Origin of the sequence: Alcaligenes ammonioxydans (assembly GCF_019343455.1) — a bacterium.
Lineage (GTDB): Bacteria > Pseudomonadota > Gammaproteobacteria > Burkholderiales > Burkholderiaceae_B > Alcaligenes > Alcaligenes ammonioxydans.
In genome coordinates this window covers 3,310,031-3,335,218 of the sequence record NZ_CP049362.1, presented here as the reverse complement: position 1 = coordinate 3,335,218, position 25,188 = coordinate 3,310,031, and the positions used below count along the sequence as shown (strand labels likewise).

At 57.9% G+C, this 25,188-nt stretch carries 25 protein-coding genes and 1 riboswitch; of the genes, 13 read left to right on the top strand and 12 right to left on the bottom strand.

All coding sequences use genetic code 11. The annotated features are described in order from the left end of the window. Nucleotides 1-124 precede the first annotated feature (124 nt). The 5 genes from FE795_RS15260 (at nucleotide 125) to hpaI (ending at nucleotide 5,698) form a co-directional block, all read left to right on the top strand. Nucleotides 125-2,017, top strand: coding sequence for an acyltransferase family protein (locus tag FE795_RS15260; protein WP_219235191.1), 1,893 nt, complete (start codon nucleotides 125-127; stop codon nucleotides 2,015-2,017). 140 nt (nucleotides 2,018-2,157) lie between these two features. Beyond that, nucleotides 2,158-3,171 carry an ABC transporter substrate-binding protein gene (locus FE795_RS15255; protein WP_003802180.1) on the top strand — a complete coding sequence of 338 codons (1,014 nt, stop codon included), beginning with the start codon at nucleotides 2,158-2,160 and terminating at the stop codon, nucleotides 3,169-3,171. Then, nucleotides 3,171-4,001: an ABC transporter permease gene (locus FE795_RS15250; RefSeq protein WP_230406215.1), complete on the top strand. Its 831-nt coding sequence runs from the start codon at nucleotides 3,171-3,173 to the stop codon at nucleotides 3,999-4,001. Before FE795_RS15255 ends, FE795_RS15250 begins: the two co-directional genes overlap by 1 nt. Next, on the top strand, nucleotides 3,977-4,720 hold the full coding sequence (locus tag FE795_RS15245) for an ABC transporter ATP-binding protein (protein WP_230406214.1): 744 nt from the start codon (nucleotides 3,977-3,979) through the stop codon (nucleotides 4,718-4,720). The genes FE795_RS15250 and FE795_RS15245 overlap by 25 nt, the downstream gene beginning before the upstream one ends. A gap of 174 nt (nucleotides 4,721-4,894) precedes the next feature. Further along, nucleotides 4,895-5,698 carry a 4-hydroxy-2-oxoheptanedioate aldolase gene (gene hpaI, locus FE795_RS15240; RefSeq protein WP_219235189.1) on the top strand — a complete coding sequence of 268 codons (804 nt, stop codon included), beginning with the start codon at nucleotides 4,895-4,897 and terminating at the stop codon, nucleotides 5,696-5,698. 94 nt (nucleotides 5,699-5,792) lie between these two features. Here the strand turns inward: hpaI and FE795_RS15235 are convergent, their stop codons facing one another. From FE795_RS15235 to rimO, 5 genes are all read right to left on the bottom strand, one after another. Beyond that, complete coding sequence (locus tag FE795_RS15235) at nucleotides 5,793-6,680, bottom strand: LysR family transcriptional regulator (RefSeq protein ID WP_003802176.1); 888 nt, start codon at nucleotides 6,678-6,680, stop codon at nucleotides 5,793-5,795. A gap of 217 nt (nucleotides 6,681-6,897) precedes the next feature. After that, complete coding sequence (locus tag FE795_RS15230) at nucleotides 6,898-7,659, bottom strand: maleate cis-trans isomerase family protein (protein ID WP_003802175.1); 762 nt, start codon at nucleotides 7,657-7,659, stop codon at nucleotides 6,898-6,900. 122 nt (nucleotides 7,660-7,781) lie between these two features. Then, complete coding sequence (galE, locus tag FE795_RS15225) at nucleotides 7,782-8,789, bottom strand: UDP-glucose 4-epimerase GalE (protein ID WP_003802174.1); 1,008 nt, start codon at nucleotides 8,787-8,789, stop codon at nucleotides 7,782-7,784. A gap of 36 nt (nucleotides 8,790-8,825) precedes the next feature. Next, nucleotides 8,826-9,350, bottom strand: a complete 525-nt coding sequence (locus FE795_RS15220; protein WP_219235187.1) for a gamma carbonic anhydrase family protein — start codon at nucleotides 9,348-9,350, stop codon at nucleotides 8,826-8,828. A gap of 155 nt (nucleotides 9,351-9,505) precedes the next feature. Continuing rightward, nucleotides 9,506-10,825 (bottom strand): 30S ribosomal protein S12 methylthiotransferase RimO, encoded by a 1,320-nt coding sequence (gene rimO, locus FE795_RS15215; protein ID WP_059318213.1) that lies wholly within the window; start codon nucleotides 10,823-10,825, stop codon nucleotides 9,506-9,508. 204 nt (nucleotides 10,826-11,029) lie between these two features. Between rimO and rsmB the strand changes: the two genes are divergently transcribed. The 4 genes from rsmB to FE795_RS15195 are packed head-to-tail and all read left to right on the top strand — an operon-like array spanning nucleotide 11,030 to nucleotide 16,020. Further along, entirely contained in the window at nucleotides 11,030-12,334 is a 1,305-nt protein-coding gene (gene rsmB / locus FE795_RS15210; RefSeq protein WP_059318336.1) for a 16S rRNA (cytosine(967)-C(5))-methyltransferase RsmB, read from the top strand. Nucleotides 12,335-12,382: 48 nt separating this feature from the next. Beyond that, nucleotides 12,383-12,967, top strand: a complete 585-nt coding sequence (locus FE795_RS15205) for a DUF4390 domain-containing protein (protein WP_003802169.1) — start codon at nucleotides 12,383-12,385, stop codon at nucleotides 12,965-12,967. Then, entirely contained in the window at nucleotides 12,967-15,303 is a 2,337-nt protein-coding gene (locus tag FE795_RS15200) for a sensor histidine kinase (RefSeq protein ID WP_165477574.1), read from the top strand. The genes FE795_RS15205 and FE795_RS15200 overlap by 1 nt, the downstream gene beginning before the upstream one ends. A 21-nt stretch (nucleotides 15,304-15,324) precedes the next feature. After that, nucleotides 15,325-16,020 carry a response regulator gene (locus FE795_RS15195; RefSeq protein WP_003802167.1) on the top strand — a complete coding sequence of 232 codons (696 nt, stop codon included), beginning with the start codon at nucleotides 15,325-15,327 and terminating at the stop codon, nucleotides 16,018-16,020. Between the two features lie 109 nt (nucleotides 16,021-16,129). On the opposite strand, the gene FE795_RS15190 is transcribed toward FE795_RS15195, so the two are convergent. Together FE795_RS15190 and FE795_RS15185 are read right to left on the bottom strand one after the other, a co-directional pair. Continuing rightward, nucleotides 16,130-16,621, bottom strand: coding sequence for a 6,7-dimethyl-8-ribityllumazine synthase (locus tag FE795_RS15190; protein ID WP_003802166.1), 492 nt, complete (start codon nucleotides 16,619-16,621; stop codon nucleotides 16,130-16,132). Between the two features lie 96 nt (nucleotides 16,622-16,717). Further along, nucleotides 16,718-16,859, bottom strand: a riboswitch (FMN riboswitch). A gap of 102 nt (nucleotides 16,860-16,961) precedes the next feature. Further along, nucleotides 16,962-17,876, bottom strand: coding sequence for a methyltransferase domain-containing protein (locus FE795_RS15185; protein ID WP_059318214.1), 915 nt, complete (start codon nucleotides 17,874-17,876; stop codon nucleotides 16,962-16,964). Between the two features lie 81 nt (nucleotides 17,877-17,957). Between FE795_RS15185 and FE795_RS15180 the strand changes: the two genes are divergently transcribed. Further along, on the top strand, nucleotides 17,958-18,707 hold the full coding sequence (locus FE795_RS15180; protein ID WP_230406213.1) for a ComF family protein: 750 nt from the start codon (nucleotides 17,958-17,960) through the stop codon (nucleotides 18,705-18,707). A 54-nt stretch (nucleotides 18,708-18,761) separates the two neighbouring features. Then, entirely contained in the window at nucleotides 18,762-19,232 is a 471-nt protein-coding gene (locus FE795_RS15175) for a tRNA (cytidine(34)-2'-O)-methyltransferase (protein ID WP_219235185.1), read from the top strand. Between the two features lie 161 nt (nucleotides 19,233-19,393). Here FE795_RS15175 and FE795_RS15170 read toward each other — a convergent pair whose 3' ends face one another. From FE795_RS15170 to FE795_RS15150, 5 genes are all read right to left on the bottom strand, one after another. Further along, nucleotides 19,394-20,392 carry a Bug family tripartite tricarboxylate transporter substrate binding protein gene (locus FE795_RS15170; RefSeq protein WP_003802156.1) on the bottom strand — a complete coding sequence of 333 codons (999 nt, stop codon included), beginning with the start codon at nucleotides 20,390-20,392 and terminating at the stop codon, nucleotides 19,394-19,396. Nucleotides 20,393-20,466: 74 nt separating this feature from the next. Next, a complete protein-coding gene (locus FE795_RS15165) occupies nucleotides 20,467-21,519 on the bottom strand; it encodes an NAD(P)H-dependent glycerol-3-phosphate dehydrogenase (protein ID WP_003802154.1) in 1,053 nt (350 codons plus the stop codon). Further along, nucleotides 21,519-22,013 (bottom strand): protein-export chaperone SecB, encoded by a 495-nt coding sequence (secB, locus tag FE795_RS15160; protein ID WP_003802152.1) that lies wholly within the window; start codon nucleotides 22,011-22,013, stop codon nucleotides 21,519-21,521. Before secB ends, FE795_RS15165 begins: the two co-directional genes overlap by 1 nt. A 39-nt stretch (nucleotides 22,014-22,052) precedes the next feature. Beyond that, complete coding sequence (grxC, locus tag FE795_RS15155; protein ID WP_003802150.1) at nucleotides 22,053-22,310, bottom strand: glutaredoxin 3; 258 nt, start codon at nucleotides 22,308-22,310, stop codon at nucleotides 22,053-22,055. 22 nt (nucleotides 22,311-22,332) lie between these two features. Beyond that, nucleotides 22,333-22,680, bottom strand: a complete 348-nt coding sequence (locus FE795_RS15150) for a rhodanese-like domain-containing protein (RefSeq protein WP_237714429.1) — start codon at nucleotides 22,678-22,680, stop codon at nucleotides 22,333-22,335. Between the two features lie 161 nt (nucleotides 22,681-22,841). Between FE795_RS15150 and gpmA the strand changes: the two genes are divergently transcribed. Together gpmA and FE795_RS15140 are read left to right on the top strand one after the other, a co-directional pair. Next, nucleotides 22,842-23,588, top strand: coding sequence for a 2,3-diphosphoglycerate-dependent phosphoglycerate mutase (gene gpmA, locus FE795_RS15145; RefSeq protein WP_219235183.1), 747 nt, complete (start codon nucleotides 22,842-22,844; stop codon nucleotides 23,586-23,588). A 3-nt stretch (nucleotides 23,589-23,591) separates the two neighbouring features. Then, entirely contained in the window at nucleotides 23,592-25,151 is a 1,560-nt protein-coding gene (locus FE795_RS15140; RefSeq protein WP_003802147.1) for a murein hydrolase activator EnvC family protein, read from the top strand. The last annotated feature ends 37 nt before the right edge of the window (nucleotides 25,152-25,188 follow it).

Sequence of the window (25,188 nt, the reverse complement as noted above, 5' to 3'; positions counted from 1 at the left end):
GACAGGATGCCGAGGCTGGTTTGCGGCAGGAAGTGTCTTGGCAGACCGCTGCCTGGGTACGCACTATAACAGTGGTCTGATGGATTTTATACAGGACTGATGCGTTCTTGGTCGTAAAAATAAGATGATGAAATATAGAAGTGACATCGATGGTCTACGCGCCCTGGCTGTGCTATCAGTCCTGATTTTTCACCTGAATTCCGATTGGCTGCCCGGTGGTTTTATCGGGGTGGACGTTTTTTTTGTGATTTCAGGGTTTCTGATTAGTCACATCATAAAAAATGAAGTCATGCAGGGGCGGTTTTCTTTCTTTGATTTTTACAAAAGAAGAATTAGAAGAATACTGCCACCGCTCTATATTGTTTTGCTGTTTTCTTTATTGGCTGGATTTTTTCTTCTTCTTCCAGAAGATTTTGATCGGCTTTTTAGTTCTGTTCTTTATTCTTCTGCTTTTTTGGCGAATCAGTTTTTTTCCAAAGACGGTGGCTATTTTGATATTGCTTCCGATGAAAAGCCGTTATTGCATATTTGGTCGCTTTCCATAGAAGAGCAGTTTTATTTTATCTGGCCTCTTGTGTTCTTGCTGGCTTTCAGGTTCTTTTCCAGACGTGGCAAGGATACCCTGGATCTGTCTCTGACTGTGTTTGTGACGTGCGGGGTGGCGCTGGGGTTTGCCTATAGCCAGTATTATTTGCTGTCTACGCATGCAGGAGATTCGGTTTATTTTTTACTGCGTTTACGTTTCAGTGAGTTGTTGGTAGGCGCTTTATTTGCTTTTCTGCCGGTGTACAGCCATCGACGCGGATGTCACTTGCTTCAGCTGACTGGGATCATGCTGATAGTGGGCGGGCTGCTGATGCTGGACAAGCAGTCTGTTTTTCCTGGGCTCAATGCCCTTATTCCCTGCCTCGGGGCTGGACTCTTCATTTACGGTGGGCGCTCGGAACAGGCGACCGGCGGCTGGGTCATGTGGGTCTTTCAGAGACCCTATATGGTCGCGGTAGGTTTGATTTCCTACTCCTTGTATCTATGGCATTGGCCGATTTTGGCGTATCTGCGCTATGTTTATGGCGCTTATGTGTTGCCGCTCAGCTGGTTGCTGGTGGCAGTGCCTTGCATGTTTATTCTGGCCTATCTGTCCTACAGGCTGGTGGAGCAGCGCTGCAAACGCTGGAACGTTGGGTTCACGACGGCTTTTCTGGCTTTGTTCTTGCTCCCGGCCCTTGCTCTGGCGGGCTTGGGGCTGGGTTTGAAGGCGGTCAAGCCGTCTTTGGATCTTGATCCTGCGCTCTTGAGTTATGGCACCGATGTTTGCCATGGCACGTTTGACAAGCGCTGTTTGCGTGGCGATCCGGAGAAATCTCCGCGGATATTGGTGACAGGTGATTCTCATGCAGCGGCTTTGAATTCGTTTGTGGACGAAGTGGGACGTAAAGAGGGGTGGCAGGCGTACGTGGTAACAGGCAGCTCCTGCTCTCCGGTATTTGGTTTTAATGAGCATGTCTTGCCTGAATCCTCGCGCGAGCCCTGTAAGAATCTTAAGGAATATATAGCCACAGCCTATCGGCAGTATGAGGCCGTCATTTTCACTTCCTTCTGGTCTTATCAGTTGGGCGAAGAACCGGAGGCGGCTGACCCCGATTACCTCTCAAAGCTCGAACATACCTTACGCAGTATCGCGGCCAGCACACCGGTTTATGTATTGTCGGATGTCCCCGAGCTTGCTGTCTCTCCCATTCGCCAAGAGCTTTTTAGTCGTTTGGGCATACATATTGAACGAGCGCCAGGAAAGAAGGCGCAGGCTGCCAATGCGATCATCAAACAGATTGTGGACCGAATCCCCAATGTGTATTGGGTCGACGTCGGGGCGGTGGCGCGTCCGTTTGCCGAGCAGGGCCGGTATGCCGGACGCATGGCCTATTTCGATAACAATCATTTGAATGTCTATGGCTCCACCTCGCTGGGGCAGTTGTTTGTTCAGGAGGGGCATCACTTGCTTGCTCCCGGACGCCATTGAGTGTCGGAGGGGGAGCCTGGCAGGTATCAGAGCAGAAGGTGTAAAGAGGGTTGTTTTAATGCTTTTTGGTTATTAGCAAATAAAGATGCGTCTCCCCAACAGGTTTAAGCTTCAGTTTTAGCCTGTTCTACGAGATCCTTATGTTTTCCCGTTATGTAGCCTCTGGCCTTCTTGCTCTTTCTGTCTCTTTTGGCGCCCAGGCTGCTGAGCAAACGCTGGAGATCGGCTATCTGCCCATCATGCCTGCCGCTCAATTGTTCGTTGCCTTAGGATCTGGCGACTTACTGCCAGAAGGGCAGCCTGAGCCCAAATTGGTGCAGTTTCAAAGCGGACCCGCATTGACCCAGGCGCTGATTGCGGGACAGTTGGATGTCGCTTACGTAGGTATTGGTCCGGCTTTGGTCGCCAGAGCCAAAGAGGCCGACGTCAAGGTTCTGGCCTCGAATATCGTGGAGCAGGTCAGTGTGGTGGCGATTGGGGATTTGTCTGCTTATCTGGATGCCGACAAACCGGATTTTGCCGCCGCCGTTGCCCGGTTTACGCAGGAAAAGGGCCGTAAGCCCAAGGTTGCCAGCTACCCTAAAGGCGCTGTTCCCGAGGCGGCCTTGCAGTATTGGCTGCGCAATATGCTGAAAGTTGATCCGGATGTGGTCGAGGTCATCTACCAGGGCGAGGCTCAGATTCAGCAGGCTTTGAGCAATCATGCGGTGGACGCCGCTGCCATTTTGGAGCCTACGGTCAGTCAGATTTTGCAGCGTCAGCCTGATGCCAAAATTGTGGCGCACGGTGGTGAACTGTTCCCCAATGAGCCTGGTTCGGTGCTGCTGGTGCGCGAAGGTCTGATCGAATCCCGGCCTGAGCTGGTTCAGCATCTGGTCAATGCCCATTTGCGTGCCACAGCCATGCTGCGCGATGAGCCTGCCAAGGCCACCCCGTATGTGCAGAAGTATGTGGGCGGTGGACGTTTGCCTAAAGAGATCGTTCAAGCAGCCATCGAACGCTCGCGTGATCAGTTTCAGCCTGACCCCCGCAAGATTATTGACGGCACGGCTCAACTGCAGGATTTCCAGGTGTCCTTGGGCACCTTGGCGACCAAGCTTGACGATGTACAAAGCTTGTTCGATATCCGTTTCTACGAAAAGGCGGCTCCCTGATGAGCGTTGCAAAAGAAGCAAGTTTGCCGCCCGCTGCTGCGCCCGCTTCTGACGGCGTCTGGCTCGATGCCTTGTGGCGTCGAGGCCTGGAGCGGATGGTTTACGGTGTAGCCGGCCTTGTGCTTTTTATTGGTGTGTGGCGTCTGGCTTATGTTTATGGCTGGGCTCCTCGCGGTACGCTGCCTGATCCCTTCAGCCTGCCATCGGCCCTGTTTCAGGAAATCGAGGCTGGCCGGCTCTGGCCCGCTGCCCAGTCCAGTCTGGTGCATTATTTCTGGGGCTTGGGCATTGGCACCATCCTGGGGATTGGGTTTGGTCTGGCTGCGGCAACCATCCATCGCTTTGACTTGTTGCAGGCCTACCTGGTGCGTCTGCTGCGTCCCATCCCGCCACTGGCCTGGGTGGTGTTTGCGATTGCCTGGTTCAAGGTTAGCCATGCCGGGGCGGCTTTCGTAATCGCTATTGGCGTGTTCTGGCTGAACTACTTTGCCACGTATAGTGCTGTGCGCTCGGTAGATCCACGCTATTACGAATTGGCGGCTGCCTTCGGGCACCACTCTTATTTCTCCCGCGCCTGGACGGTAGTTTTACCTGCCATCAGCCCCGGATTGCTCAGCGGCGTGCGCGCCGGCATCGGACAGGCATGGATGACGCTGATTGCAGCCGAGCTGCTGGGTGTTCCTGGCATGGGACAGGAAATGAATGCCGCAGCCGGGGTAGGGGCTTACGATGCGGTTGTGGTCTACATGCTGATCATCTCGGTGGTTTACACCTTGTGCGACATGCTGTTTCTGACTTTTAACAAATGGGTACTTCAGTGGCAGCCTTGATTCAGTTCCAGGGATTTGGTTTTCAATACCCCGGTGCGCCGGCGCCGGTGATCCGTGATGTGAACCTGGATGTTCAGGCCGGGCATTTTGTGGCGATTGTGGGTGGCTCCGGTGTTGGCAAAAGCACCTTGTTGCGGGCTGCTGCTGGTTTGAGCCAACCCAGCTTCGGACATTTGCGCTCCAATCTGCACGATAGCCCCGGTCGGCGCGCCAATGCGTTTGTCTTTCAGGACAGCCGCCTGCTGCCCTGGCGACGCATTGCTTCAAATGTGGCGTATGGGCTGGAAGGTCTGGGGCTGTCGCGTCAGGAGCGCGAGCAGCGAGTTGAGGCGGCCTTGAATCAGGTAGGGCTGGCCCACCTGAAAGACCGTTGGCCGCATCAATTGTCGGGTGGGCAGGTGCAGCGGGTGGGTATCGCTCGTGCTCTGGCCGTACAGCCTGATTTACTGCTCATGGACGAGCCTTTTTCGGCGGTCGATGCCCTGACCCGTCAGGCTTTGCAGGATGAGCTGGTGCAGGTGTGGCAGCGTAGTTCAGCGGCCGTGTTATTTGTGACGCATGACATTGATGAAGCTGTCTTTTTGGCCGATACCATTATCGTGCTGGGAGGCAGTCCGGCAGGGGTCAGTGCTCGGATCGAGGTGGACCTGCCTCGCCCACGAGACCGCACGACGCCCCGTTTTGGCGAGTTGGTCAAACAGGTTGGGCAGGCTTTGTAGCACCGCCTGTTGTCTTGCCTTGAAAAGGCCCCGGTGTGGGGCCTTTTTTTGTCTTTCATCTGCCGTCCATGGACGATGACGTACCGGACATAAACCTCGTGTTCACGTTCATTTTGCCCGTGTGCGTTCTACACTGCTTGTTTGATGCCCACGCAGACCACAAGGAGAGATAGGATGCATCCGGTCAATACATTCAAGCAGGCTTTGCAGCAAGGCAGGCCACAGATCGGTTTGTGGCATGGCTTGGCCAGCCCGTACGTGGCGGATTTGTGTGCTGGCCTGGGGTACGACTGGATCTTGCTCGATGGCGAGCACGTTCCCAACACGGTGCAGACCTTGCTGGCGCAGTTGCAGGCGGTCGCGGCCCACCCGATCGCGCCGATTGTCCGTCCCAGCTGGAATGATCCCGTGCAGATCAAGATGCTGCTGGACATAGGGGCTCAGAACCTGCTGATTCCCATGGTGCAGGATGCCGAGCAAGCCCGGGCGGCCGTGGCGGCGGTTCGCTATCCGCCCCATGGTATCCGGGGTGTGGGTGCTGCCTTGGCTCGCGCGGCCCGCTGGGGGGCCACGTCTGATTATCTGGAGCGGGCCAATCAGGAAATGTGCGTGCTATGCCAGGTTGAAACACGGCAAGCCCTGGAAAACCTGGATGAGATTTTGGCGGTGGAAGGCGTGGACGGGGTTTTTATTGGTCCGGCTGATCTGGCCGCCAGCATGGGCTATTTGACCGAACCAGGACATCCGGCGGTTCTGGCGGCGATTGAAGAGGCAATTGTACGTATACGTCAGGCGGGAAAGGCGCCGGGTATTTTGCAGGCGGATGTTCAGGCTGCGCATCGCTACCTGTCCTTGGGAGCCCTGTTTGTCGCCGTCGGCGTGGACGCCGTGTTGCTGCGGCAAGCCGCTACGGTGTTGCTGAGTCAGTTCAAGGATGAGATTGCCGTGCCTGTTGCTCAGCCAGGGGCAGCGTACTGAGCTAAATGCCAGGGGCTTCGGACCTGCCCATGACGGGGTGGCAGTTTGACCGCCTGTCGGGCACAGATTGCTGCTGCCTCCAGAGAGCTCGTGCTCAGGTACTGCTGTCCAGCAGAAAGCTCAGCAAGGTTTCAGCGCTGGGCTGCAGATCATCGCGCCGACGTACTCCAATCAGAATTTCCCGTTGGCTCCACGTTTCGTCCAGTTCAATCATGCGTGTATTGGGGATCTGGTAAATGCTGGCGCTCTTGCGTGGCAAGATGCCAATCCCCATTCCGGCGTTGATCAATAGGCACATGGCGTCGTAGCCCGATACTTCGGTACGAATGCGCACGGAGCGGTTGGCCTCCATGGCGGTTTTGGTGATCTGGTAATGCAGCTGTGTTCCGCTTAGCAACGTGATCTGCTCATGTTCCAGAGTCTGCTCAAAACGTACTTTCTCGTGCCTGGCCAAAGGATGATGGATGGGCGCCAGTACCACCAGCTTGTCACTGCGAAACGGATAGGCCTGGATATCGGCGGCGTAAGGCAGGCGGGTAAACACTCCCAGGTCTGCTTTGCCCTCTGACAGGGCGCGAATAATGTCCAGGCTGGTTTGTTCTTCCAGTTGCAGGGCAATCGCCGGATGTTGACGCCCGAATTCGCCCAGCGGTTCAGCCAGAAATTGTGAGATGGCGGAGGTATTGGCCAGAATATGGACCAAACCTTGCAGGCCTTGTGAGAAGGCCTGCAGGCGGGTTTCGATTTCCTGCGCACTATTGAGCAGCGCCCGGGAGCGGTACAACAACTCCAGACCTGCGGCGGTTGGGCTGACCCCTTTGTTGGTGCGCAGCAGCAAGGTCGTGTTCAGAGACTGTTCCAGATCCGCGATGCGGCGGCTGACCGCGGCGGCGGCAATGTGCTCACGTTCAGCCGCCTGGCTGATCGTGCCTTCTTCCAGTATTCGGACAAATAGTTTGAGGGTCAGAAGGTCCAGTTTCATGCTGGCATCATATCGTTTTTTTCAGCATGTCTGCATAAGCTGCGGCCTTCAAGACGTTCCTTAGCGGCGGTGGTGGGCAAGCCGCGCGTTTAGGTGACCGCGTGCGCTGGAGTGTTCATCCTCATGGGGGCATCCCCCTCTGTTGAAAACTGATCAGGCATAAAAAAACCCTGCCGATGTAAGGTCGACAGGGTTGTGCGTCACCAGGCTGGCTGGATCAGGCTTGTGGCTTGACGCCTGACAGGATGTGGCCTGCGTTGGGAACGCGGGTTTCCAGACCCAGTGTCTTGAGCATCTGGTACACGGTACACACTGCGGCGGACAGAACGGGTTTGCCGATCTGGTCCTGGGCACGTTGAATGGCAGGCAGGGAAGGCATCTGCACGCAAGCGGACAGGATGACGGCGTCCACGCCGTCGTGGTTCAGACGTTTGACGTGCTCGAGCAGGTTTTCTGGATTCAGCAGACCCACTTCCAGGTTGTCCGACACTTCCAGGCTGATGGAGTCTTGAACTTCGATGCCTTCTGCTTCGATGTAGTCGGCCACGCGCTTGGTCAGCGGCTTCATGTACGGCGTGATGATGGAGACTTTCTTGTAGCCGAATTCTTTCAGGGTATCGACCAAGGCACCGGCCGAGCTCAGCACGGGAATGTCCACGCCGTTGTCTTTAACGGTGTTCTGCAGACGCTCTTGCGAGACGCGGTGGTAGCCGTCGCCTTGGGCCATGATAGCCACCAGGCAGGCGTAGGCCATCACGTTCATGCGGGCGTCGCTCAGCTCAACCGCGCAGCGGTCGCTGGCAATGTCCATGGCTTTCAGTTCTTCGGGGTTCACGTGCATCATGCGCATGCGCGACGAGTGGAACGTAAAGCGCTCTTCAGGAAACTCGGCGTAACGTGCCTGCAACATGGCAGGAATCTCGGTTTCCATCGTGGTGTTGGAGCTGGGAACGATCTGGCCGATGCGATAGGTTTTCATGGGAATCTGTCTCTGAGGGTGGTTTTTAGATTGACACCTTTATTCTAGGACCCGTTTTCTTCCTTGCAAATCAACCATCTGTCAACGTGCCATCGCCAATGGCGATGGCACGCATGCACGGGTCAGGCCTGCCCCGACTGCCAGCGCCAGGCATCATCACACATTTCCTGAATGCCTTTTTTGGCTTCCCAGCCCAAGGTTTCGCGGGCTTTTTCCGTGTCTGCCCAGCAAGCCGCGATATCTCCAGGACGACGTGGGGCCAGCGTGTAGGGAATAGGGCGCCCACAACTGCGCGCAAAGGCGGCAATCATCTCCAGAACAGAATAGCCACGCCCCGTTCCCAGGTTGACAGTCAGCAGTTCACTGTCTTTGGCTTCCAGGTACTCCAAGGCGGCGACATGGCCTTTGGCCAAGTCACAGACATGGATGTAGTCGCGCACGCCCGTGCCATCCGTCGTGTCATAGTCGTGCCCAAAAACCTGGACCTGTTCGCGTTGCCCCGTCGCAACCTGAGCGATGTAGGGCATCAGATTATTGGGAATGCCTTGAGGAGCCTCGCCGATCAGTCCCGATTCGTGGGCGCCTACCGGGTTGAAATAACGCAGCAAGCCAATACGCCAGCCCGGCTCGCTGTGGTAAAGATTGCCCATTGCCTGCTCCAGCACCAGTTTGGTGTGGCCATAGGTATTGGTGGCGGACAGCGGATGTGTCTCGGGAATGGGAAGTTGCTGGGGGTCGCCATACACGGTGGCGGAGGACGAAAACACCAGAGTTCGTACCTTGGCCTGTTGCATGGCTTGCAGCAAGCTTAGCGTGCCCGTGAGGTTGTTGTCGTAATACTTGAGGGGTTGGGCAACGGATTCGCCCACCGCTTTCAAACCGGCAAAATGGATAACGGCAGATATCGCGTTTTGCTGGAAAATAGTGTCGAGCAAGGCCCGATCCCGGATATCGCCTTCGATAAAGCCGGCCTGAGTGCCGGTGATTTTCGTGATGGCATCCAGAACACTTTTTTGGCTATTGCTCAGGTTGTCCAGAATCAGAACCTGATAACCGTGGGCAATCAGCTCGACGCAGGTATGAGAGCCGATAAAGCCGGTACCGCCAGTAACAAGAATGGTTTTGGCCATAGGTCTTTCCAGTTGAAAACAAATCGAGAACAGGGATTAGTCGATGCGCTTTAAGGCCGTTTTATAGTGGCCGCCACGCTCAGCGTAAACGCGGGCGTTCTGACGCAGCTTGGCAATGTCTTCATCGCTGAGGGTGCGCACCGCTTTGGCGGGCGAGCCAATGATCAGGCTGCGTTCAGGGAAGACTTTGCCTTCAGTGACCAGCGCGCCGGCACCCACCAGACTATCGCGACCGATGACGGCCCCGTTCAAGACCACAGCCTGAATGCCGATCAAGGCGCCTTCACCGATCGTGCAGCCGTGCAGCATGGCCTGGTGGCCGATGGTGACATGGTCGCCAATGGTCAGCGGGTAGCCCGGATCGGTGTGCAGGACGGCACCTTCTTGGACGTTGGAGCCTGCTCCTACGGTGATGGTTTCGTTATCGCCACGAATGACCGCACCTGGCCAGACACTGCTGTGCTCTTTCAGTACGACCTTGCCAATCAGTGTTGCCTCGTCGGCAACAAAGCTGCTGTCGTCAATTTGCGGGGCATGTTGATCTAATTGGTAGACGGGCATGACAGATCCTTGGAATGGTGCCCGGCTGCCCATGTCCGGTGTTGGGGCGGGGACAGTTGGGCAAGAGTACGGGACGGTTAAGGGCAGCTTGATGTATAGCGCCCGTGTCATCAGAGTGACACGGGCCTGCTTGAGCCATCGGGGCTGGTCAGCGCTTAAACCTGTTCGCCAAACAAGTCATATTCACTGGAGTCGGTAATGCGCACGCGCACCATTTGACCGGGTTCCAGGGTTTGTGCGCTGGTGATGAAAACGTTGCCGTCGATCTCGGGGGCGTCGGCGCTGGAGCGGCCTACGGCGTCGCCGTCCTCGTCGATCTCATCGATCAGTACATCCATCTCGCGGCCTACCTTGGCAGCCAGGCGAGCGGTGGAGATGGCTTGCTGATGTTCCATGAAGCGTTCCCAGCGCTCTTGTTTGACCTCGTCAGGGACGATGCCATCGAGTTTGTTGGCCGGTGCGCCTTCGACGGGCGAATACTGGAAACAGCCCACGCGATCCAGTTGCGCCTCGCTCATCCAGTCCAGCAGGTACTGGAAGTCGTCCTCTGTTTCGCCGGGGAAACCAACGATGAAGGTCGAGCGTATGGTCAGATCCGGGCAGTCCTGGCGCCACTGCTTGATACGCGAGAGGGTGCGGTCCTCAAATGCAGGGCGTTTCATCGCGCGCAGCACCGAGGGGCTGGCGTGCTGGAAAGGGATGTCCAGGTAGGGCAGCACCTTGCCTTCGGCCATCAGGGGAATGATGTTGTCTACGTGTGGATAGGGATAGACGTAGTGCAGACGCACCCAGGCGCCCAGCTCGGACAGGGCAGCGCTTAGTTCCACCATGCTGCTCTTGACCGGGCGGCCATTCCAAAAGCCGGTACGCTGGCGGATATCCACCCCGTAGGCGCTGGTATCTTGGGAGATGACCAGCAGTTCTTTGACGCCGGCTTTGACCAGACGCTCGGCCTCGCCCAGTACCTCGCCTACCGGGCGGCTGACGAGCTTGCCACGCATGGAAGGGATAATACAGAAGCTGCAACTGTGGTTGCAGCCTTCGGAAATTTTCAGATAGGCGTAATGACGTGGGGTCAGCTTGATGCCCTGCGGAGGCACCAGATCAATATAAGGATTGTGATCCAGCGAAGGCGGGGCGGCCTCACGCACGGCGCGCAATACCTGCTCATACTGCTGGGGGCCGCTGACTGATAGCACGGAGGGATGGACCTCGCGAATCAGTCCTTCGTCCACACCCATGCAGCCGGTGACGATGACGCGGCCGTTCTCCGCCAGTGCCTCGCCGATCGCTTCCAGCGATTCGGCCTTGGCGCTGTCGATAAAGCCACAGGTATTGACCACCACCACGTCAGCATTGTCGTAGCTGGGGGTGATCTGATAGCCGTCGGTGCGCAGTTGAGTAAGAATACGTTCAGAATCGACCAGGGCCTTGGGACAACCCAGGCTCACGAATCCGACTTTGGGGGCGCTCATAGAGGGTCCTTCTGGAGCTTGAGGGCTCGAAATTGGGAAATAGGCTTGATTTTACCGTCCCGTGCCCCGATGCGTGCGGATCTTGTGTGTTTGAGCCCGGTTTATGCGGTAAATAGTGCTACAGTCGCAGTCATATTTTTCTTTTCTAGCGGTTGTTCTGTGTCCGACACCCATCTTTCCCCCTCCTTGCCCCTGTCCGAAGTCATGCTGCTGAGCGCGCGCAATATTGAAGGCGTGCTGGCCGGCAAATCCCTGACTGAAAGCCTGGCCGCGACGCCCGCCGCGGCGCGTGCGGCCGTGCAGTCTGTCAGCTTTCATGTCCTGCGCCGTTTGGGCCACGCTCGTCAGATTCGTATCACGCTGGTGCCGCGCCAGCCCAGCAATAGCTGGCTGGATGCCCTGCTGATGGTGTCGCTGGCCTTGCTGGATACGGCCATGCGGGTGCAGGAGGATGCCCAGGCGTTTGAGGATCGCCCGGATGTGCCAGTGTATGCCGTCCATACCGTGGTGGATCAGGCGGTGCGAGCGGCAGACAGTCAGGCTGCGCTGCGTCTGTCCAAGGGTTTGGTCAATGGCGTGCTGCGCCGCTTCACGCGCGAGCGCAAGATGATCTTGTCTCAGGTCGAGAGCCGTCCCGAGGCACGCTGGAATCACCCCGGCTGGTGGGTCAAGGAATTGCGTCGCGCGTATCCGCGTGATTGGGAAGCCTTGCTGCAAGCGGCCAACCGCCCCGGTCCATTGACGCTGCGTGTTAATCAGCGCCGTTGTTCGGTAGAGCGTTTGCAGGCGGTGCTAACTGAAGCCGGGATTGCGTCGAGCAGTCCTGGAGTTGGCGCGGTGACTTTGGATAAGGCCATGCCGGTTCAGGCGATTCCGGGTTTTGATCTGGGCTGGTGGTCGGTGCAGGACTGGTCGGCTCAGCAAGCCGGTCTGCTTTTGCCGGTCAAGGATGGCATGCGCGTGCTGGATGCTTGCGCGGCTCCGGGTGGCAAGACCGCTCATTTGCTGGAGCAGGCGGATGTTTCCTTGTTGGCCCTGGACTCGGACGGCGAGCGTCTGGAGCGTGTGGATCACAACCTGCGTCGTCTGGGTTTGGCCAGCGACAAGGTTCAATTGAAACGGGGTGATGCGGCGCGTCCGGCCCAATGGTGGGATGGTCAGCCCTTTGATGCGATTTTGGCCGATGTACCTTGTACGGCATCGGGCATTGTGCGTCGTCACCCGGATATTCGCTGGTTGCGCCGCGAGTCGGACATTGCCGATACCGCCCGTCTGCAAAGCTCTATACTGGATGCCTTGTGGTCCACGTTGCGAGCAGGTGGACATTTGTTGTATTCGACCTGCTCGATTTTTCCGGCCGAAGGTCAGCAACAGGTCGAGGCGTTTTTGGCCCGTCATCCTGAGGCGCAGCTTTTGGACTCTCCTGGCCAGATTTTGCCCGGCGTTGCAGGACGATCTCTGGCAGATGGCGACGGTTTTTTCTATGCCTTATTTACGCGCCCGGTTTGACTTGTCACAATTAGGGCTCTGACTTTGTCCTTTTTGCGGTTAATCACGATGTGGCGCGTTTTCCTGTCTTTTCTGCTGATTTTCAACTGCGCGCTCAGCTCGGCCAATACGATTGTGCCGGTTGCCACGTCGGGAGAGCGGGTCGTCAAGGTCGAGCCCCATATTCGGGACGAAAAGCTGTATATCGACGCGGATATCGAGTTCGAACTCAGTCCGGAGTTGCGGACGGCTGCCGAGAAAGGGGTGCCGCTGTATTTCACGGTTGAAGTTGAGTTGGCTCAGCCCCGTTGGTATTGGTTTGATAAAAATGTTGTTAAAGAACAACAAACCTGGCGGGTTGTGTATAACGCGTTAACCCGACAGTGGCGTGTGGGAACCGGGGACCTGTCTTTGCCCGAATCCTCCATGAATGATGCACTGGCCATGCTGCGCCATATCCGTGGCTGGGCAGTTGCCTATGTGGCGGATCTGGACCGCGACCAGGAATACCAGGGTCGTGTGCGTCTGCGCCTGGATACCTCCTTGCTGGCTCGCCCCTTTCAAGTGGATGCCATCAATAGTTCTGCCTGGACATTGGCCACCCCATGGAAAACCTTTTCCTTTTCCGTCTCCGTCGACGAGCCCCAACCTTGATCCGCTGGATCTTGCGTACCGCTCTGTTTGGAGCGGGAGTCAGCGCGTTAGCGCTGTTTACGCTGCTGGTCTGGTCAACAGGCAACGCCTCGCGCTACGCACAGCAATATGATCTTTTGCTGGTGCTCAACGGCGTGCTGGCGGCCACCCTGATTTCCTGGGTGCTGATGCTGACGATTCGCCTGTTCAGGCAAATACGCAGGCGCCAGTTTGGGGCCCGCATGACGGCGCGCTTTGCTTTTTATTTCACACTGATCGGGATTATTCCGGGTGCGCTGATCTATCTGCTCTCGGTGCAGTTCATGTCGCGCTCGATCGAGTCCTGGTTCAACGTACGAGTGGATTCGGCCTTGGAGTCAGGGCTGAGTCTGGGGCGGGCGGCTCTGGATTCGCAGCTCAGCGAGCTGGAAGGCCGCGCCCAGGAAATGGTGGCGGCGCTGAATAAAGCCGATAGCGCCCAGTACAGCAGTCTGCTGATCTCATTGCGGGAAAACAGCGGTGTGACCGAAGCCATGGTGTTTTCTGGCAATGGCCGCTTGATTGCCTTTTCGTCCTCACGGTATGACACCTTGCTACCGGACATGCCCCCTTCCAGCGTAATGAATCAGTTGCGTATTTCGGGTCGTTACGCGGCGGCTGAAGTGGATGATGATGCCCCGGTACATGACAATGGCCTGGACGAGGGGGGTGTGCCGGCAGAGTCGACCGGCTTGCGTTTGCGGGCGGTGCTGCCGCTGGCCGATCCCAACCGTTTTACAGCAAGCCTGAGCGGTACGGCGGACTCGCGTTGGCTGCAGGTGATCCAGCCTGTGCCCGACAAGATCGCCCGTAATGCCAACCAGGTCCAGCAGGGGTTTCGGGATTATCAGGAGCTGGCTTTGTCCCGTCAGGGCTTGCGCAAGCTCTACGGCATCACCTTGACACTGGCCTTGATTCTGGCGGTGTTTACCGCTGTGGCTGCAGCCCTGGCCCTGTCTCGCCGTCTGACGCGCCCATTGCTGACGCTGGCTGCCGGGACGCAGGCGGTAGGGGTGGGGGATTACCGGGCCTTGCCTGAACCGCCCGCCAAGGACGAGGTCGGCCAGTTGACCCGCTCGTTCAATGCCATGACCCGGCAACTGGATGAGGCGCGCCGCATGGTCGAGAAAAATCGCTTGCAGCTGGAGCGCTCCAATATGTATCTGGAGTCAGTGCTCAGCAATCTGTCCAGCGGGGTGTTGGCCTTTGACGAAATGTTTCGCGTGACCATGTTCAACCAAGGGGCGCAACGAATCCTGCAAGTGGATTTGCGCTCCATAAAAGGTCGCCCGCTGGAGACCTTGGACGGAGCGCTGACGTTTGCATCCGTCATACGCGAAGCGTTTTCCACGCATCAGGCCATGGGGTCCGATCATCCTTATTGGCAGCAGCAGTTTGAGCTGGACATGAAAGAAGGCAATGAGGCGCGTGATACTATCGTCACCGTTTTGGCTCGGGGCACCTTGCTGCGGGTCGACGGCCAGCCCACGGGTTATCTGGTGGTGTTTGATGACATTACTGACGTGATTTCTGCCAGCCGTCTGGTGGCCTGGAGCGAAGTGGCCCGACGCCTGGCGCACGAGATCAAAAACCCCTTAACGCCTATTCAGCTGTCTGCCGAACGTCTGGCCATGAAGCTGGAATCGCAATTGGACGAGGTGCATGCGGCCATGCTGCTGCGCTACACCAATACCATCGTCAACCAGGTTGCCTCCCTGAAAAAGATGGTGGAGGATTTTCGTGAGTATGCCCGCAAGCCCGCCACTCAGATGCAGGCTTTGAATCTGAACGAGCTGATTACCGAAGTGCTGACTTTATATGGTTGGGACCCGGAAGAAGGCATGGTTCGGGACGACGGTTACAGTGTGGCGATTGACGTGGAACTGGACCCGGATTTGCCGATGGTCCTGGGGGACCCCACACAGTTGCGTCAGGTTATTCATAATCTGCTGGCCAATGCTCGGGAAGCCGCTGCCCAGGATCAATCACTTGACCAGGCGCATGTATTTGTTAAAACCATGATTGCAGGCGTAGAAGGTTCCGACTCGGCTACGACGGTCAGTTTTGTGGTCTCAGATAACGGGCCGGGTTTTGATCCGCAGATGCTGGTGCGTGTTTTTGAACCATACGTAACCACCAAGCCCACCGGCACGGGTCTGGGACTTGCTATAGTTAAGAAAATCATCGAGGAGCACGGCGGCAGAATCGATGTTTCCAATCGCCGTGAGGGGGGGGCTCGCATTTCCATCCTCTTTACCCGGCTTGCTGGCCAGCATATTCGTCTGGACTCTGGGCGGCGAGCAAACGATAATGCGTAAAAATCACGTAGGTGACGTTTTATGGCCAGAATTCTGGTAGTTGATGACGAAATCGGCATTCGGGAACTTTTGTCGGAAATTCTTTACGACGAAGGACATACCGTGCAATTGGCAGAGAATGCCGCCCAGGCTCGCGAGGCACGCTTGCGGGGCCGCCCCGATCTGGTCTTGCTGGATATCTGGATGCCAGACACAGACGGTGTCAGTCTGCTCAAAGAGTGGGCTTCCCAAGGCTTGCTGGATATGCCGGTGGTCATGATGAGCGGCCACGCCACGGTGGATACGGCGGTGGAAGCCACCCGTATCGGTGCAGTGGATTTCCTGGAAAAGCCAATCACCATGCAGCGTTTGCTCAAGACCGTTGCTTCCGGTCTGGAGCGTACCGTTGCGCCCAAGACATTGGCAGCGGCAGCTCGTCCGGTGGTGCAGGGTGGGGAGCGTCGTCCTGAGGCAGCGCCGATGGCGCCTGGCATGGCCCCTGCCATGACCGTACCCGAGGTCGAGCAGGATGAGTCCCAGTTGGGCAGCATTTCCCTGGATTTGCCCTTGCGTGAAGCGCGTGACGAGTTCGAGCGCATTTATTTTGAATATCATCTGCGCCGTGAAAATCACAGCATGACTCGCGTGTCCGAGCGTACCGGTCTGGAGCGAACCCACTTGTACCGCAAACTCAAACAGCTGGGTATCGACTCGTCGCGCAAGCGTAACCAGTCTTGAGACGGGCCGTGCCCCAATAGGGGTCGACAGGGTTTGAGTCTGTCCCGACGCTGCCAGGAGCAGCGGGCCGGGGGGGATGGAGGGGCGGCCTGACAGGCCGCCTTGTCGTTTAGAGCGCGGCGACCTGTGCCACAGGCAGGGACTGCAACTTGGCGACGGTATCCAGACACGTGCGGGCCGCTTCCTGGCCCTTGATCACAAAGTGACGATGGAAGTAATCGTGGTGCTCCTTGCCATCATGGAAGTGGTGCGGAGTCAGCACGACTGAAAACACAGGCACATTAGTGCTGAGCTGCACTTGCATCAAGCCCTGAATGACTGCGGTGGCCACAAAGTCGTGGCGATAGATGCCACCATCTACGACCAGGCCCGCCGCTACAATCGCCGCGTATTGTCCCGATTGGGCCAGACGCTGTGCATGTAGCGGGATTTCAAAAGCACCGCCTACTTCAAAGAAGTCGATCAGGCTGCTGTCATGGCCCAAGGAGGTGACTTCGTCGATAAAGCCCTGGCGGGCCTGATCCACAATGTCCTTGTGCCAGCAAGCTTGAATAAAAGCGATGCGAGGGGCCAGACGATTGGCTGGGGTAATGCTGTTCATGTTGGTTTCCTGTTTTATGACAACAAAAACAGGGCATGCAGGAAGCAGGACAGCTCAAGCCCCCAACAGGATGGCTCCTGTACAGGGGTGAAGATATCCCGTTCTCTCTTTATCCGGACTATACCGTCGGCCCCGGAATCACACCGGGTCTGCTGTCCCTGACACAAGGTCAGGCGCTCGCGGGCTAGGCTGTGCCATTACCGCCGGTGGGGACTTGCACCCCGCCCTGAGAACATTGTTAGCCAGCTTGGCTAACCGCAAAAGTGTACCCCTAAACCATTTTTTTGTCAGAGAGGGCCCATCTGCTTGCCCATCCTTGGAACGGGCTTGGGGGTGCCGCCTATTCCTGAGGCTTGGGACGGCGGCTGATGGTGGAGATGGGTACGCTCACCTCTCCATGAGTGCTGCGGCGACTGCGGGCACGCCAGGCATGTCCGTACGCTATTTCCAGGCTCAGGTGCAGGGTTCCGTCCATGTGGCGCTGCTTTTCCAGCGCATTGAGCAGACGCTGACGCCAGGGCAAGGTGCTCAGGCTAGCCTTGCGCTGAGGGTGCGGGTTGCCGCCCAGCAGGCGCAGATCATCCAGCAGTTTCTCGGCGCTGCGGTACGTAAGGGTGACGAGTTCCTGATCCATGACAGGATCGGCAAAGCCGCTTTCCAGCAGCAGATCACCAAAGTCGTGCATGTCCACGAATTCCAGCGTTCTGGTGCCCAGGTCTGCCTGCTCCATGGCGCTGCGCAGTTCGGCAAAAGAACCGGGCCCCAGGCAGGAGAACATCACCAGCGTTTCAGGTTTGAGCAGACGATTCCATTCGGCCAGTACCCGATGGGGCTCGGGGTGCCAGTGCAGGGCCATATTCGACCAGATCAGTTCCTGGCTTTCAGCCGGTAGGCCGGTATCGGCCATATCAGCCTGAATCCAGCTGGCAGCCGGGGTAGGCTGATTGCGCAGTTTCTGCCAAAGGCTGGGTTTGGACTGGTAACGCTCGCGAGCCACGTCCAGCAACTTCGCGCTGCGATCCAGACCGGTGTATTTCATGTCCGGATAGCGTGAGCGTAACGGTTCGAGCGCGTGGCTGGCGCCACAGCCTGCATCCAGAATATGCGTGGGCTGTAACCGTACCAAGGCCAGCCGGGACAACATCCGCTGGGCGACTTCACCGTAGAGAAACTGAGCGTGATCCAGGGGAGCGCGGCGATTGAATTGCTGCTCGACGTGGGCGGAGTTGATAGGCAAAGAAGGTAACTGGGACATAATTGCGCGGACGTTGCTGGCGTGGATCAGGAGCTTGTGCTGTGATCGGATCAGCCTGGCTCTGAAAGGTAATGATCTATTATGGCGCATCCCCAGTTCGGGCGCGAGTCGCTCCATCGTCTTGTAGGGCTTCCCCTGCCGGCCCGCCCCTGCATGTTGTGTGGCTTGCGTTCACCAAGCGGGGCGCTGTGTCCCTGGTGTCGTCATGCCCTGCTCAGGCCGGTTCATGACTTGCGATGCCCACGGTGTGCGCTGGCCTTGCCGCCCCTGGCCTTGCTGGCCTGCCCGGATTGCGGAGCGGGGCAATTTTCCTTGCAAGCCACCGTGGCCGGGTTTGACTATGAACATCCTGGCGATATGTTGATTCATGCGTTTAAAATTTCCCGTCGGCTGGAGGTGGCAGCGGTGCTGGCGGAATTGATGTTGCAGCAATGGCGCCGTTACGGGCCAGCACTGGATGATGGGTGTCGGGTCATAGCGGTTCCCTCACAACGCGACGCCTTGCGCCGTCGGGGTTTTAACCCGGCAGCCGTGCTGGCTCAGCGCGTAGCGCGTCGTTTGGGTTTAGCGGCATGTCTGCATGTCGTCGCATTGTCGCCACGTCAGGACGTGGCCCAGAAGTTTCTGGGGCGTCAGGCTCGCAGGCAAGCCATGCGGGGTGTTTTTCAGGTGCTGGAGCCGCTTGACGGGCGTGCCGTGCTGCTCATCGATGATGTGTTGACGACGGGGGCCACGCTGGATGCACTGGCGCGTGCCTGTCGTGTGGCCGGCGCCGGCCCGGTGTATGCCTTGGTCGCGGCTCGGGCGCCCTGGAAGTCAACGAGGTTCTAGTCTTTTCTGTTGCGTCGCCAGCTGGCGGCTTTTCTGTGTTTTTTTGGGTTCTTCATGTTTCATATCGTCCTGGTTTCGCCCGAGATTCCTCCCAATACGGGCAATGTCATTCGTCTGGCGGCCAATACAGGCTGTGTCCTGCATCTGGTACGGCCTTTGGGCTTTGAGCTTGAGGACAGCAAGCTGCGCCGTGCCGGCTTGGACTATCACGAATGGGCCCAGGTCAAGGTGCATGACAGCCTTGAAGAGGCGTTGCGCGCCACCGGCACCGCGGCCGATCGGGCTTTTGCTCTGACGACGCGCGGCAGCCATTTGCTGGCGGAGCAAAGCTTCAAGCCGGGTGATGTGTTTGTGTTTGGTTGTGAAACTGCAGGTTTGTCGGCCGAACAGCTTGCATTGTTTCCTCAGGAGCAGCGGATTCGTTTGCCCATGCTGGCTGGGCAGCGTAGTTTGAACCTGTCCAATGCGGTGGCGGTCTGTGTGTTTGAGGCCTGGCGGCAGGCAGGCTATGAGGGCGGGGTGTAAAGGGGGGCTGGTCTGCTTCGCCATGACATGGGGCTGGCAGTGAGGCGGCACAGTCCGTTGAGCTTGGACGGACTGTGCGTGATGGTGGTCGAATCCACAGAAAGATGGCCCTGCAACCAAGAGGTTCGCAGGGCCATTTGCAGAGGAATGAGTCGAGGCTTTTATTCCAGCGACAGATTCAGGCGTTCGATCACCTCATCCCAACGAGCTTTGTCGGCCACGATCTTGTCCGTCAGCGCTTGGGGGGTGGAGGGTTCGGACGAAAAGTAAAAGGCCTTGAGCTTGGCCTTGATATCGTCGCGTTGCAAGATGGTGGTGATTTCCTGGTTCAGACGTTTGACGACATCCTCCGAGGTGTTGTGAGGGACAAAGAAAGCATCCCAGGAGATTGCCTCGAAGTTTTCCAGACCGGCTTGTGCCATGGTGGTTAAGTCCGGCAGCAATTCGCTGGGCTGCAGGGACGTCACGGCCAATGCCTTGACTTTACCAGCCTCAACCTGCGGCATGGCAATGCCTGGAACCATGAAGGCGGCGTCAATGTCTCCGCCAATAATGGCCGTCAGAATTTGTGGAAAACCGGAGTAGGGGATTTGCTCCAGCTTGATGTCGACGGCATGCTCGAGCATGGCCATCGCCAGGTGGGCCGAGCTGCCGGGGCCGACAGAGCCGTAGTTCAATTCACCGGGGCGGGATTTGGCCAGGGCAATGAACTCCTCTACTGTATTGGCGGGTGAGTCAGCCGGTACGACCAGAACGTTGGGGCTGGTGCCAATCATGGAGACAGGCTGCAGATCGTTCAGCGGGTCGTAGCCCAGCGAGGTCTTGTAAAGGGTGGGAGCCGTCACCATGGGGCCGTTAATGGTCAGCAGCAGGGTGTAGCCGTCGGGCTTGGCATGAGCAACAAAGCGGGTGCCGATATTGCCGCCTGCACCCGGGCGATTGTCCACAATGATGGTCTGCCCCAGGGCCTGGGAAAGGGGTTCGGAAATGGCACGGGCCAGCGCGTCAGGCGAGGAGCCTGCCGGGAAGGGCACCACCATCTGAATGGGACGTTCAGGCCAGCTGGACTGGGCCTGAGCAGCCTGCGCCAGCAAACCGGTGCAGGCCAGCCCCAGCACGGAGCGGAGCAGAAGATCACGAGAACGAGCAAGCAATGACATTGTTTTGATGTTGAATAAAAAGACGGTTGACCGCCGGCCTGACAAGGAGAAGCCAGACCAGATGGCAAGCGGGGTTAATGGCCTTCCTGCTTGGCCTCGCGAGTGAGCAAGGCGTGGACGGCTTCACGCGGGGAGAGCTGTTCAAACAGAATCTGGCAGACCGCGGCGGTAATGGGGAGTTCAATGTGGTGCGCCTTGCCCATCTCCAGAACCGCGCGGGCGCAGCGTACCCCCTCGGCCGTAATGCCGGTGGCCAGGATGCTGTCCAGGCTTTCTCCGGCGCCCAGCGCCAGGCCAACTTGCCGGTTGCGGGAGAGCTCGCCGGTCGCGGTCAGGACCAGATCTCCCAGACCGGCCAGTCCGAAGAAGGTTTCTGCGTGACCGCCCAGAGCGACACCCAGACGCTGCATTTCAGCCAGGCCTCGGGTAATCAGGGCGGCACGGGCGTTGTGGCCCAGGCCCAGTGCGTCGGCAATGCCGCAGGCAATTGCCATGATGTTTTTGACAGCGCCACCGACTTCCACACCGATCATGTCGGTGCTGGTGTAGAGGCGGGCTTGCTTGCCATGCAGAGCGGCCAGGGCGATGTCCGCCATGGAGGCGGGTTGGCAGGCCAGGGTCAGGGCGACAGGCAGGCCTTTGGCCACTTCCAGCGCGAAAGAGGGACCAGACAATACGGCCCGGCCTAACCAGGGGCGCTCAGGCAGGCTTTCGCGCACAATCTGATGGGGTAGTAAACCGCTTTCCTGATGAAAGCCTTTGCAGGTCCAGACCAACAGGACAGGATGACGGCGTGTGGCGGGCAAGTGCTGCGCCAGGTCCACACAGGTCTGTGCCAGACCACGAACAGGCACACCCAGAATGATGAGGGCGGGCCCGGTATCGTCGGCCAGTGCGAAATCCATGACGTGCTTCAGATTGTCGCTGGCTTGTAGCGATTCGGGGAGCAGGACATCGGGCAGGTAGGCGGGATTGCGATGATCCTGCCCGATGGCATGAGCTGTGGATGATTTGCGCGCCCACACCATCGTGGGAGCCTGGAGGCTGGCCAGGGCGGCCAGCGCCGTGCCCCAACTGCCTGCGCCCAGGACTGCGACACGAACAGGAGTGTGCGCGTTTGACATCATCAGGCCTGCAAAGGCTGGCCGTCAGTTTGGGCTGCGCCCTGTTGCTGAGCCAGGCGCTGCTCGTACAGGGACTGGAAGTTCACTTCCGTCAGATGCAGGGCAGGCAGGGACGTACGGTTGATGGCGTCGGCCACGGCAGCGCGCAAGTATGGGTACAGCATGGTGGGGCACACAATGCCCAGCAAGGGCTCGAGCTGCTCTTCAGGAATGTTGGCAGCTTCAAAAATACCGGCCTGGGTGGCTTCCACCAAGTACATGACCTTGTCGCCAATGCGTGTGGTCACTGTGGCGGTCACGGTGCTTTCGTAAACCGTGTCAGCCAGGCGCTGGCCGCCCACATTGATGGACACTTCCACGGAAGGGGCCTCTTGCTCCAGAAAGATCTGGGGGGCATTGGGCATTTCGATGGACAGGTCTTTGATGTAGGTGCGCTGCAGGCTGAAGCTGGGTTGTTGAGCTTCTTGTTCAGCGGCTGTGTTGTTCTGGTCGGCCATGGGTGATCCTATGGGATAAAAAAATGGTTAGAAAAAAAATCAGGCAGCCAGCAAAGGCAGCAGACCACCTTCACGGTCCAAAGCGGCCAGATCATCGTAGCCACCTACATGGGTGTCGCCAATGTAGATTTGGGGAACCGTACGTCGACCGGTACGCTCCATCATCAGGGCGCGCTGTTCCGGTTCGCGATCAATCAGGATTTTATTGATTTCGGTGACGCCGCGTTGTTTGAGCAGCATTTCAGCGCGCACACAATAAGGGCACACCATTGTGGAGTACATCGTGACTTTTGCCATGAGAGCCTCGTAGAAGGAGAGCTTACGATTTTTTGACGGGCAGACTGGCCTGCATCCAGCCCTGGATACCGCCTTCCAGTGTGTAGGCCTGCTCAATGCCATGTTTGCGCAGAACCGCAACGCTGCGTTGGGCGCTACGGCCAGTTTCACACACCAGGATGACAGGTTTGTCTTTGGGCAGGCTGTTGGCCTTGGCGTCAAGGTCGGCAGCCGGGATGTTGCGCGATTGCGCAATTGCCGCGGTCTTGAACTGATCGGCGCTACGTAGATCAATCAAAATAGCGTCTTTCTGGTTTACCATCTGTACCGCTTCAGAGCTTGAAACTGCGCGCCCGGCACGGCCTTTGAAAAAGCTGGGTATTAACAGCATAATGCCGGCAAGCACCGCAATTGCTAAAATTAGAAGATTGTTCTGACTTAAGATGAAGTCCACGTTAAATCCTGTTGATTACCAAGAAAAGCAAGAAAAAAAGGTCGGATCACACGATTATAGAGTGGCGCCAATTTTTCAACCTCGAGGCTGTTTTTACCATGTATAAACTTGTATTGATGCGGCACGGCGAAAGCCAGTGGAACCTGGAGAACCGGTTTACTGGCTGGACCGATGTCGATCTTACCGAAACCGGGCGCCAACAGGCAAAGCAGGCCGGTGATCTGCTCAAAGAAAACGGCTTTGAGTTCGACCTGGCTTTTGCCTCGGTCCTCAAGCGCGCTATCCGTACCCTTTGGATCGCCCTGGATTCGATGGACGCCATGCACACTCCTATCGGTTTGAGCTGGCGTTTGAACGAACGCCATTATGGTGCTTTACAAGGCTTAAATAAAGCCGAAACCGCACAAAAGTACGGAGAGGATCAAGTTCTGATCTGGCGTCGTGCCTATGCAATCGCTCCTGATCCCGTTGCCGAGGATGATCCACGCAACCCACGCTTTGATGCTCGTTACGCCCGTGTGCCGGCCGATGAATTGCCGCGCACCGAATGTTTGCAAGACACCGTGGCCCGTGTCGTGCCGTTCTGGGACGAGTCCATTGCGCCGGCCATCCGTTCCGGACGCCGTGTTCTGGTAACCGCTCATGGCAACAGCCTGCGCGCTTTGATCAAGCATCTGGACGGCATCTCCGATGAGGATATTGTTCACCTGAACATTCCGACCGGTCAGCCACTGGTATACGAGCTGGATGAGAACCTGCGTCCTATCCGCCATTACTACCTGGGCGACCAGGAAGCGATTGCGGCCCAGATGCAAGCGGTCGCCAATCAGGGCAAGGCGCAGTAAACAATGTGGCGCTACAGCGTTTGCCTGTTGCTGGCAGCCTGGACCTTTCCGGTACTGGCTGTGGACCCGGATCTGGCCGCGCGCCAGGCCCAGGCTCAAAAGCAGCAGGCAGAGCTGCGCCAGAAAATCGAATCCTTACGCAAGAGCATTGACAGCAGTGAAAGCTCTCGTCGTGATGCGGCCAATGCCTTGCGTGAATCCGAGCAGGCGATCTCCGATATCGATCGCACGCTGGCCCAGATCGAACAGCGGCAAGAGCAGTTGCACGAGCAGCTGGGCACCCTAGGCAAGCAGATTCGCGAACAACAGGCGCTTAAAGCGCAGCGTCAGCAGGAACTGGCCGAGCAGTTGCGCGCGCAGTACGCCAATGGCGTCTCTCCCTGGGCCGCCCTCTTGTCCGGCGATGACCCCAACGCCATCAACCGCGAGTTGTATTACTTGGGCTATGTGTCGCGTCAACAGACCGAGCAGGTGCATCAGGTGCGTCGTACTGTAGAGCGACTGGATCGCCTGCAGGCTCAGCTTGCCGCGCGTGAAAAAGAACAGGAGCAACTGGCTGCTGAGGCGGCTGCCCAGAAAGTGGCCTTGCAGGAACAGAAAGAAAAGCGGGCCAAGGTGGTGGCGGACATCAGCGCGGAGCTCGAGCGCCAGCGTGGCCAGGCAGCCAATTTGCAAAGCAATGACAAGCGCCTGGGAGACTTGATCTCTGGGCTGGAAACCGAGATTGCCCGCCAGGCCGAGCTAGCCCGCCGTGCTGAAGAGCAACGTCGCCGGGAGGCCGCTCGTCGTGCCGAGGAGGCGCGCAAGGCCGAGCAGCTTCGCCAGCAGGAATTGCGTCGCAAGGCCGAGCAGGAGCAGGCCGCCCGTGAGCAGGCGCGTCTGGAACGCGAGCGGGAGCTGTTGGAGCGCGCCCGCGCTACTCAGCCACCATTGCCGCCAGCCCTGCCGCCCAGCAAACCGGCGCCAGCAGAGCCGGCACAAGCCATTCCGCGTCCGCCCTTGACCTACACGCCACCGACGACAAACGAGCGGTTGCTGTCTGATAGTCTGGAGGCCTCATCCGAGCCTAGCGAGCCGATTGGCAAGCCTGTTGCTCCCAAGGTGCGGGAGGTGCAGGTGGAGGAAGAGCCTGTGGAGCAGTCTGCCGCGCCTGCCTTGGAGCCCGAAGGTGGATTTCAGGGCTTGAAGCGGGGCTTGCCCTATCCCGTGCGGGGACAAGTGCAAGGCAAGTTCGGTGCCGAGCGGCCTGACGGCGGTATTTGGCGCGGTATTGTGTTGCGGGCGTCAGCCGGAACTACGGTCCGTGCGGTGGCCCCCGGTCGGGTGGTCTTTGCCAGTTGGATGACCGGGTTTGGTAATTTGCTGATTATTGATCATGGGCGCGACTACCTGAGCGTTTACGCTTATAACCAGAGCACGCTCAAGCAGGTCGGTGATGTCGTGGGGCGCGGAGACGCTGTTGCGCGGGTGGGGGCGACTGGCGGGCAGGTTGAGCCGGGCCTGTATTTTGAGTTGCGCCATCAGGGCAAGCCCATTAATCCGCAGGTTTGGCTGGGGCCCTGAGTTTTTTGGGCCGCCGTTTACTTTTGCTCGCATTTGT

Excerpts from the sequence above, each read along its gene's own strand:
- FE795_RS15140 (WP_003802147.1), top strand. The coding sequence starts at position 23,592 with ATGTGGCGCTACAGCGTTTGCCTGTTGCTGGCAGCCTGGACCTTTCCG.
- galE (WP_003802174.1), bottom strand. The coding sequence starts at position 8,789 with ATGGCCAAAACCATTCTTGTTACTGGCGGTACCGGCTTTATCGGCTCT.
- rimO (WP_059318213.1), bottom strand. The coding sequence starts at position 10,825 with ATGAGCGCCCCCAAAGTCGGATTCGTGAGCCTGGGTTGTCCCAAGGCC.
- hpaI (WP_219235189.1), top strand. The coding sequence starts at position 4,895 with ATGCATCCGGTCAATACATTCAAGCAGGCTTTGCAGCAAGGCAGGCCA.
- FE795_RS15165 (WP_003802154.1), bottom strand. The coding sequence starts at position 21,519 with ATGATGTCAAACGCGCACACTCCTGTTCGTGTCGCAGTCCTGGGCGCA.
- FE795_RS15220 (WP_219235187.1), bottom strand. The coding sequence starts at position 9,350 with ATGCCCGTCTACCAATTAGATCAACATGCCCCGCAAATTGACGACAGC.
- FE795_RS15260 (WP_219235191.1), top strand. The coding sequence starts at position 125 with ATGATGAAATATAGAAGTGACATCGATGGTCTACGCGCCCTGGCTGTG.
- gpmA (WP_219235183.1), top strand. The coding sequence starts at position 22,842 with ATGTATAAACTTGTATTGATGCGGCACGGCGAAAGCCAGTGGAACCTG.
- FE795_RS15245 (WP_230406214.1), top strand. The coding sequence starts at position 3,977 with ATGGGTACTTCAGTGGCAGCCTTGATTCAGTTCCAGGGATTTGGTTTT.
- FE795_RS15205 (WP_003802169.1), top strand. The coding sequence starts at position 12,383 with ATGTGGCGCGTTTTCCTGTCTTTTCTGCTGATTTTCAACTGCGCGCTC.
- FE795_RS15190 (WP_003802166.1), bottom strand. The coding sequence starts at position 16,621 with ATGAACAGCATTACCCCAGCCAATCGTCTGGCCCCTCGCATCGCTTTT.
- FE795_RS15150 (WP_237714429.1), bottom strand. The coding sequence starts at position 22,680 with ATGCTGTTAATACCCAGCTTTTTCAAAGGCCGTGCCGGGCGCGCAGTT.
- FE795_RS15185 (WP_059318214.1), bottom strand. The coding sequence starts at position 17,876 with ATGTCCCAGTTACCTTCTTTGCCTATCAACTCCGCCCACGTCGAGCAG.
- rsmB (WP_059318336.1), top strand. The coding sequence starts at position 11,030 with ATGCTGCTGAGCGCGCGCAATATTGAAGGCGTGCTGGCCGGCAAATCC.
- secB (WP_003802152.1), bottom strand. The coding sequence starts at position 22,013 with ATGGCCGACCAGAACAACACAGCCGCTGAACAAGAAGCTCAACAACCC.
- FE795_RS15255 (WP_003802180.1), top strand. The coding sequence starts at position 2,158 with ATGTTTTCCCGTTATGTAGCCTCTGGCCTTCTTGCTCTTTCTGTCTCT.
- FE795_RS15195 (WP_003802167.1), top strand. The coding sequence starts at position 15,325 with ATGGCCAGAATTCTGGTAGTTGATGACGAAATCGGCATTCGGGAACTT.
- FE795_RS15250 (WP_230406215.1), top strand. The coding sequence starts at position 3,171 with ATGAGCGTTGCAAAAGAAGCAAGTTTGCCGCCCGCTGCTGCGCCCGCT.
- FE795_RS15230 (WP_003802175.1), bottom strand. The coding sequence starts at position 7,659 with ATGAAAACCTATCGCATCGGCCAGATCGTTCCCAGCTCCAACACCACG.
- FE795_RS15235 (WP_003802176.1), bottom strand. The coding sequence starts at position 6,680 with ATGAAACTGGACCTTCTGACCCTCAAACTATTTGTCCGAATACTGGAA.
- FE795_RS15175 (WP_219235185.1), top strand. The coding sequence starts at position 18,762 with ATGTTTCATATCGTCCTGGTTTCGCCCGAGATTCCTCCCAATACGGGC.
- grxC (WP_003802150.1), bottom strand. The coding sequence starts at position 22,310 with ATGGCAAAAGTCACGATGTACTCCACAATGGTGTGCCCTTATTGTGTG.
- FE795_RS15170 (WP_003802156.1), bottom strand. The coding sequence starts at position 20,392 with ATGTCATTGCTTGCTCGTTCTCGTGATCTTCTGCTCCGCTCCGTGCTG.
- FE795_RS15180 (WP_230406213.1), top strand. The coding sequence starts at position 17,958 with ATGGCGCATCCCCAGTTCGGGCGCGAGTCGCTCCATCGTCTTGTAGGG.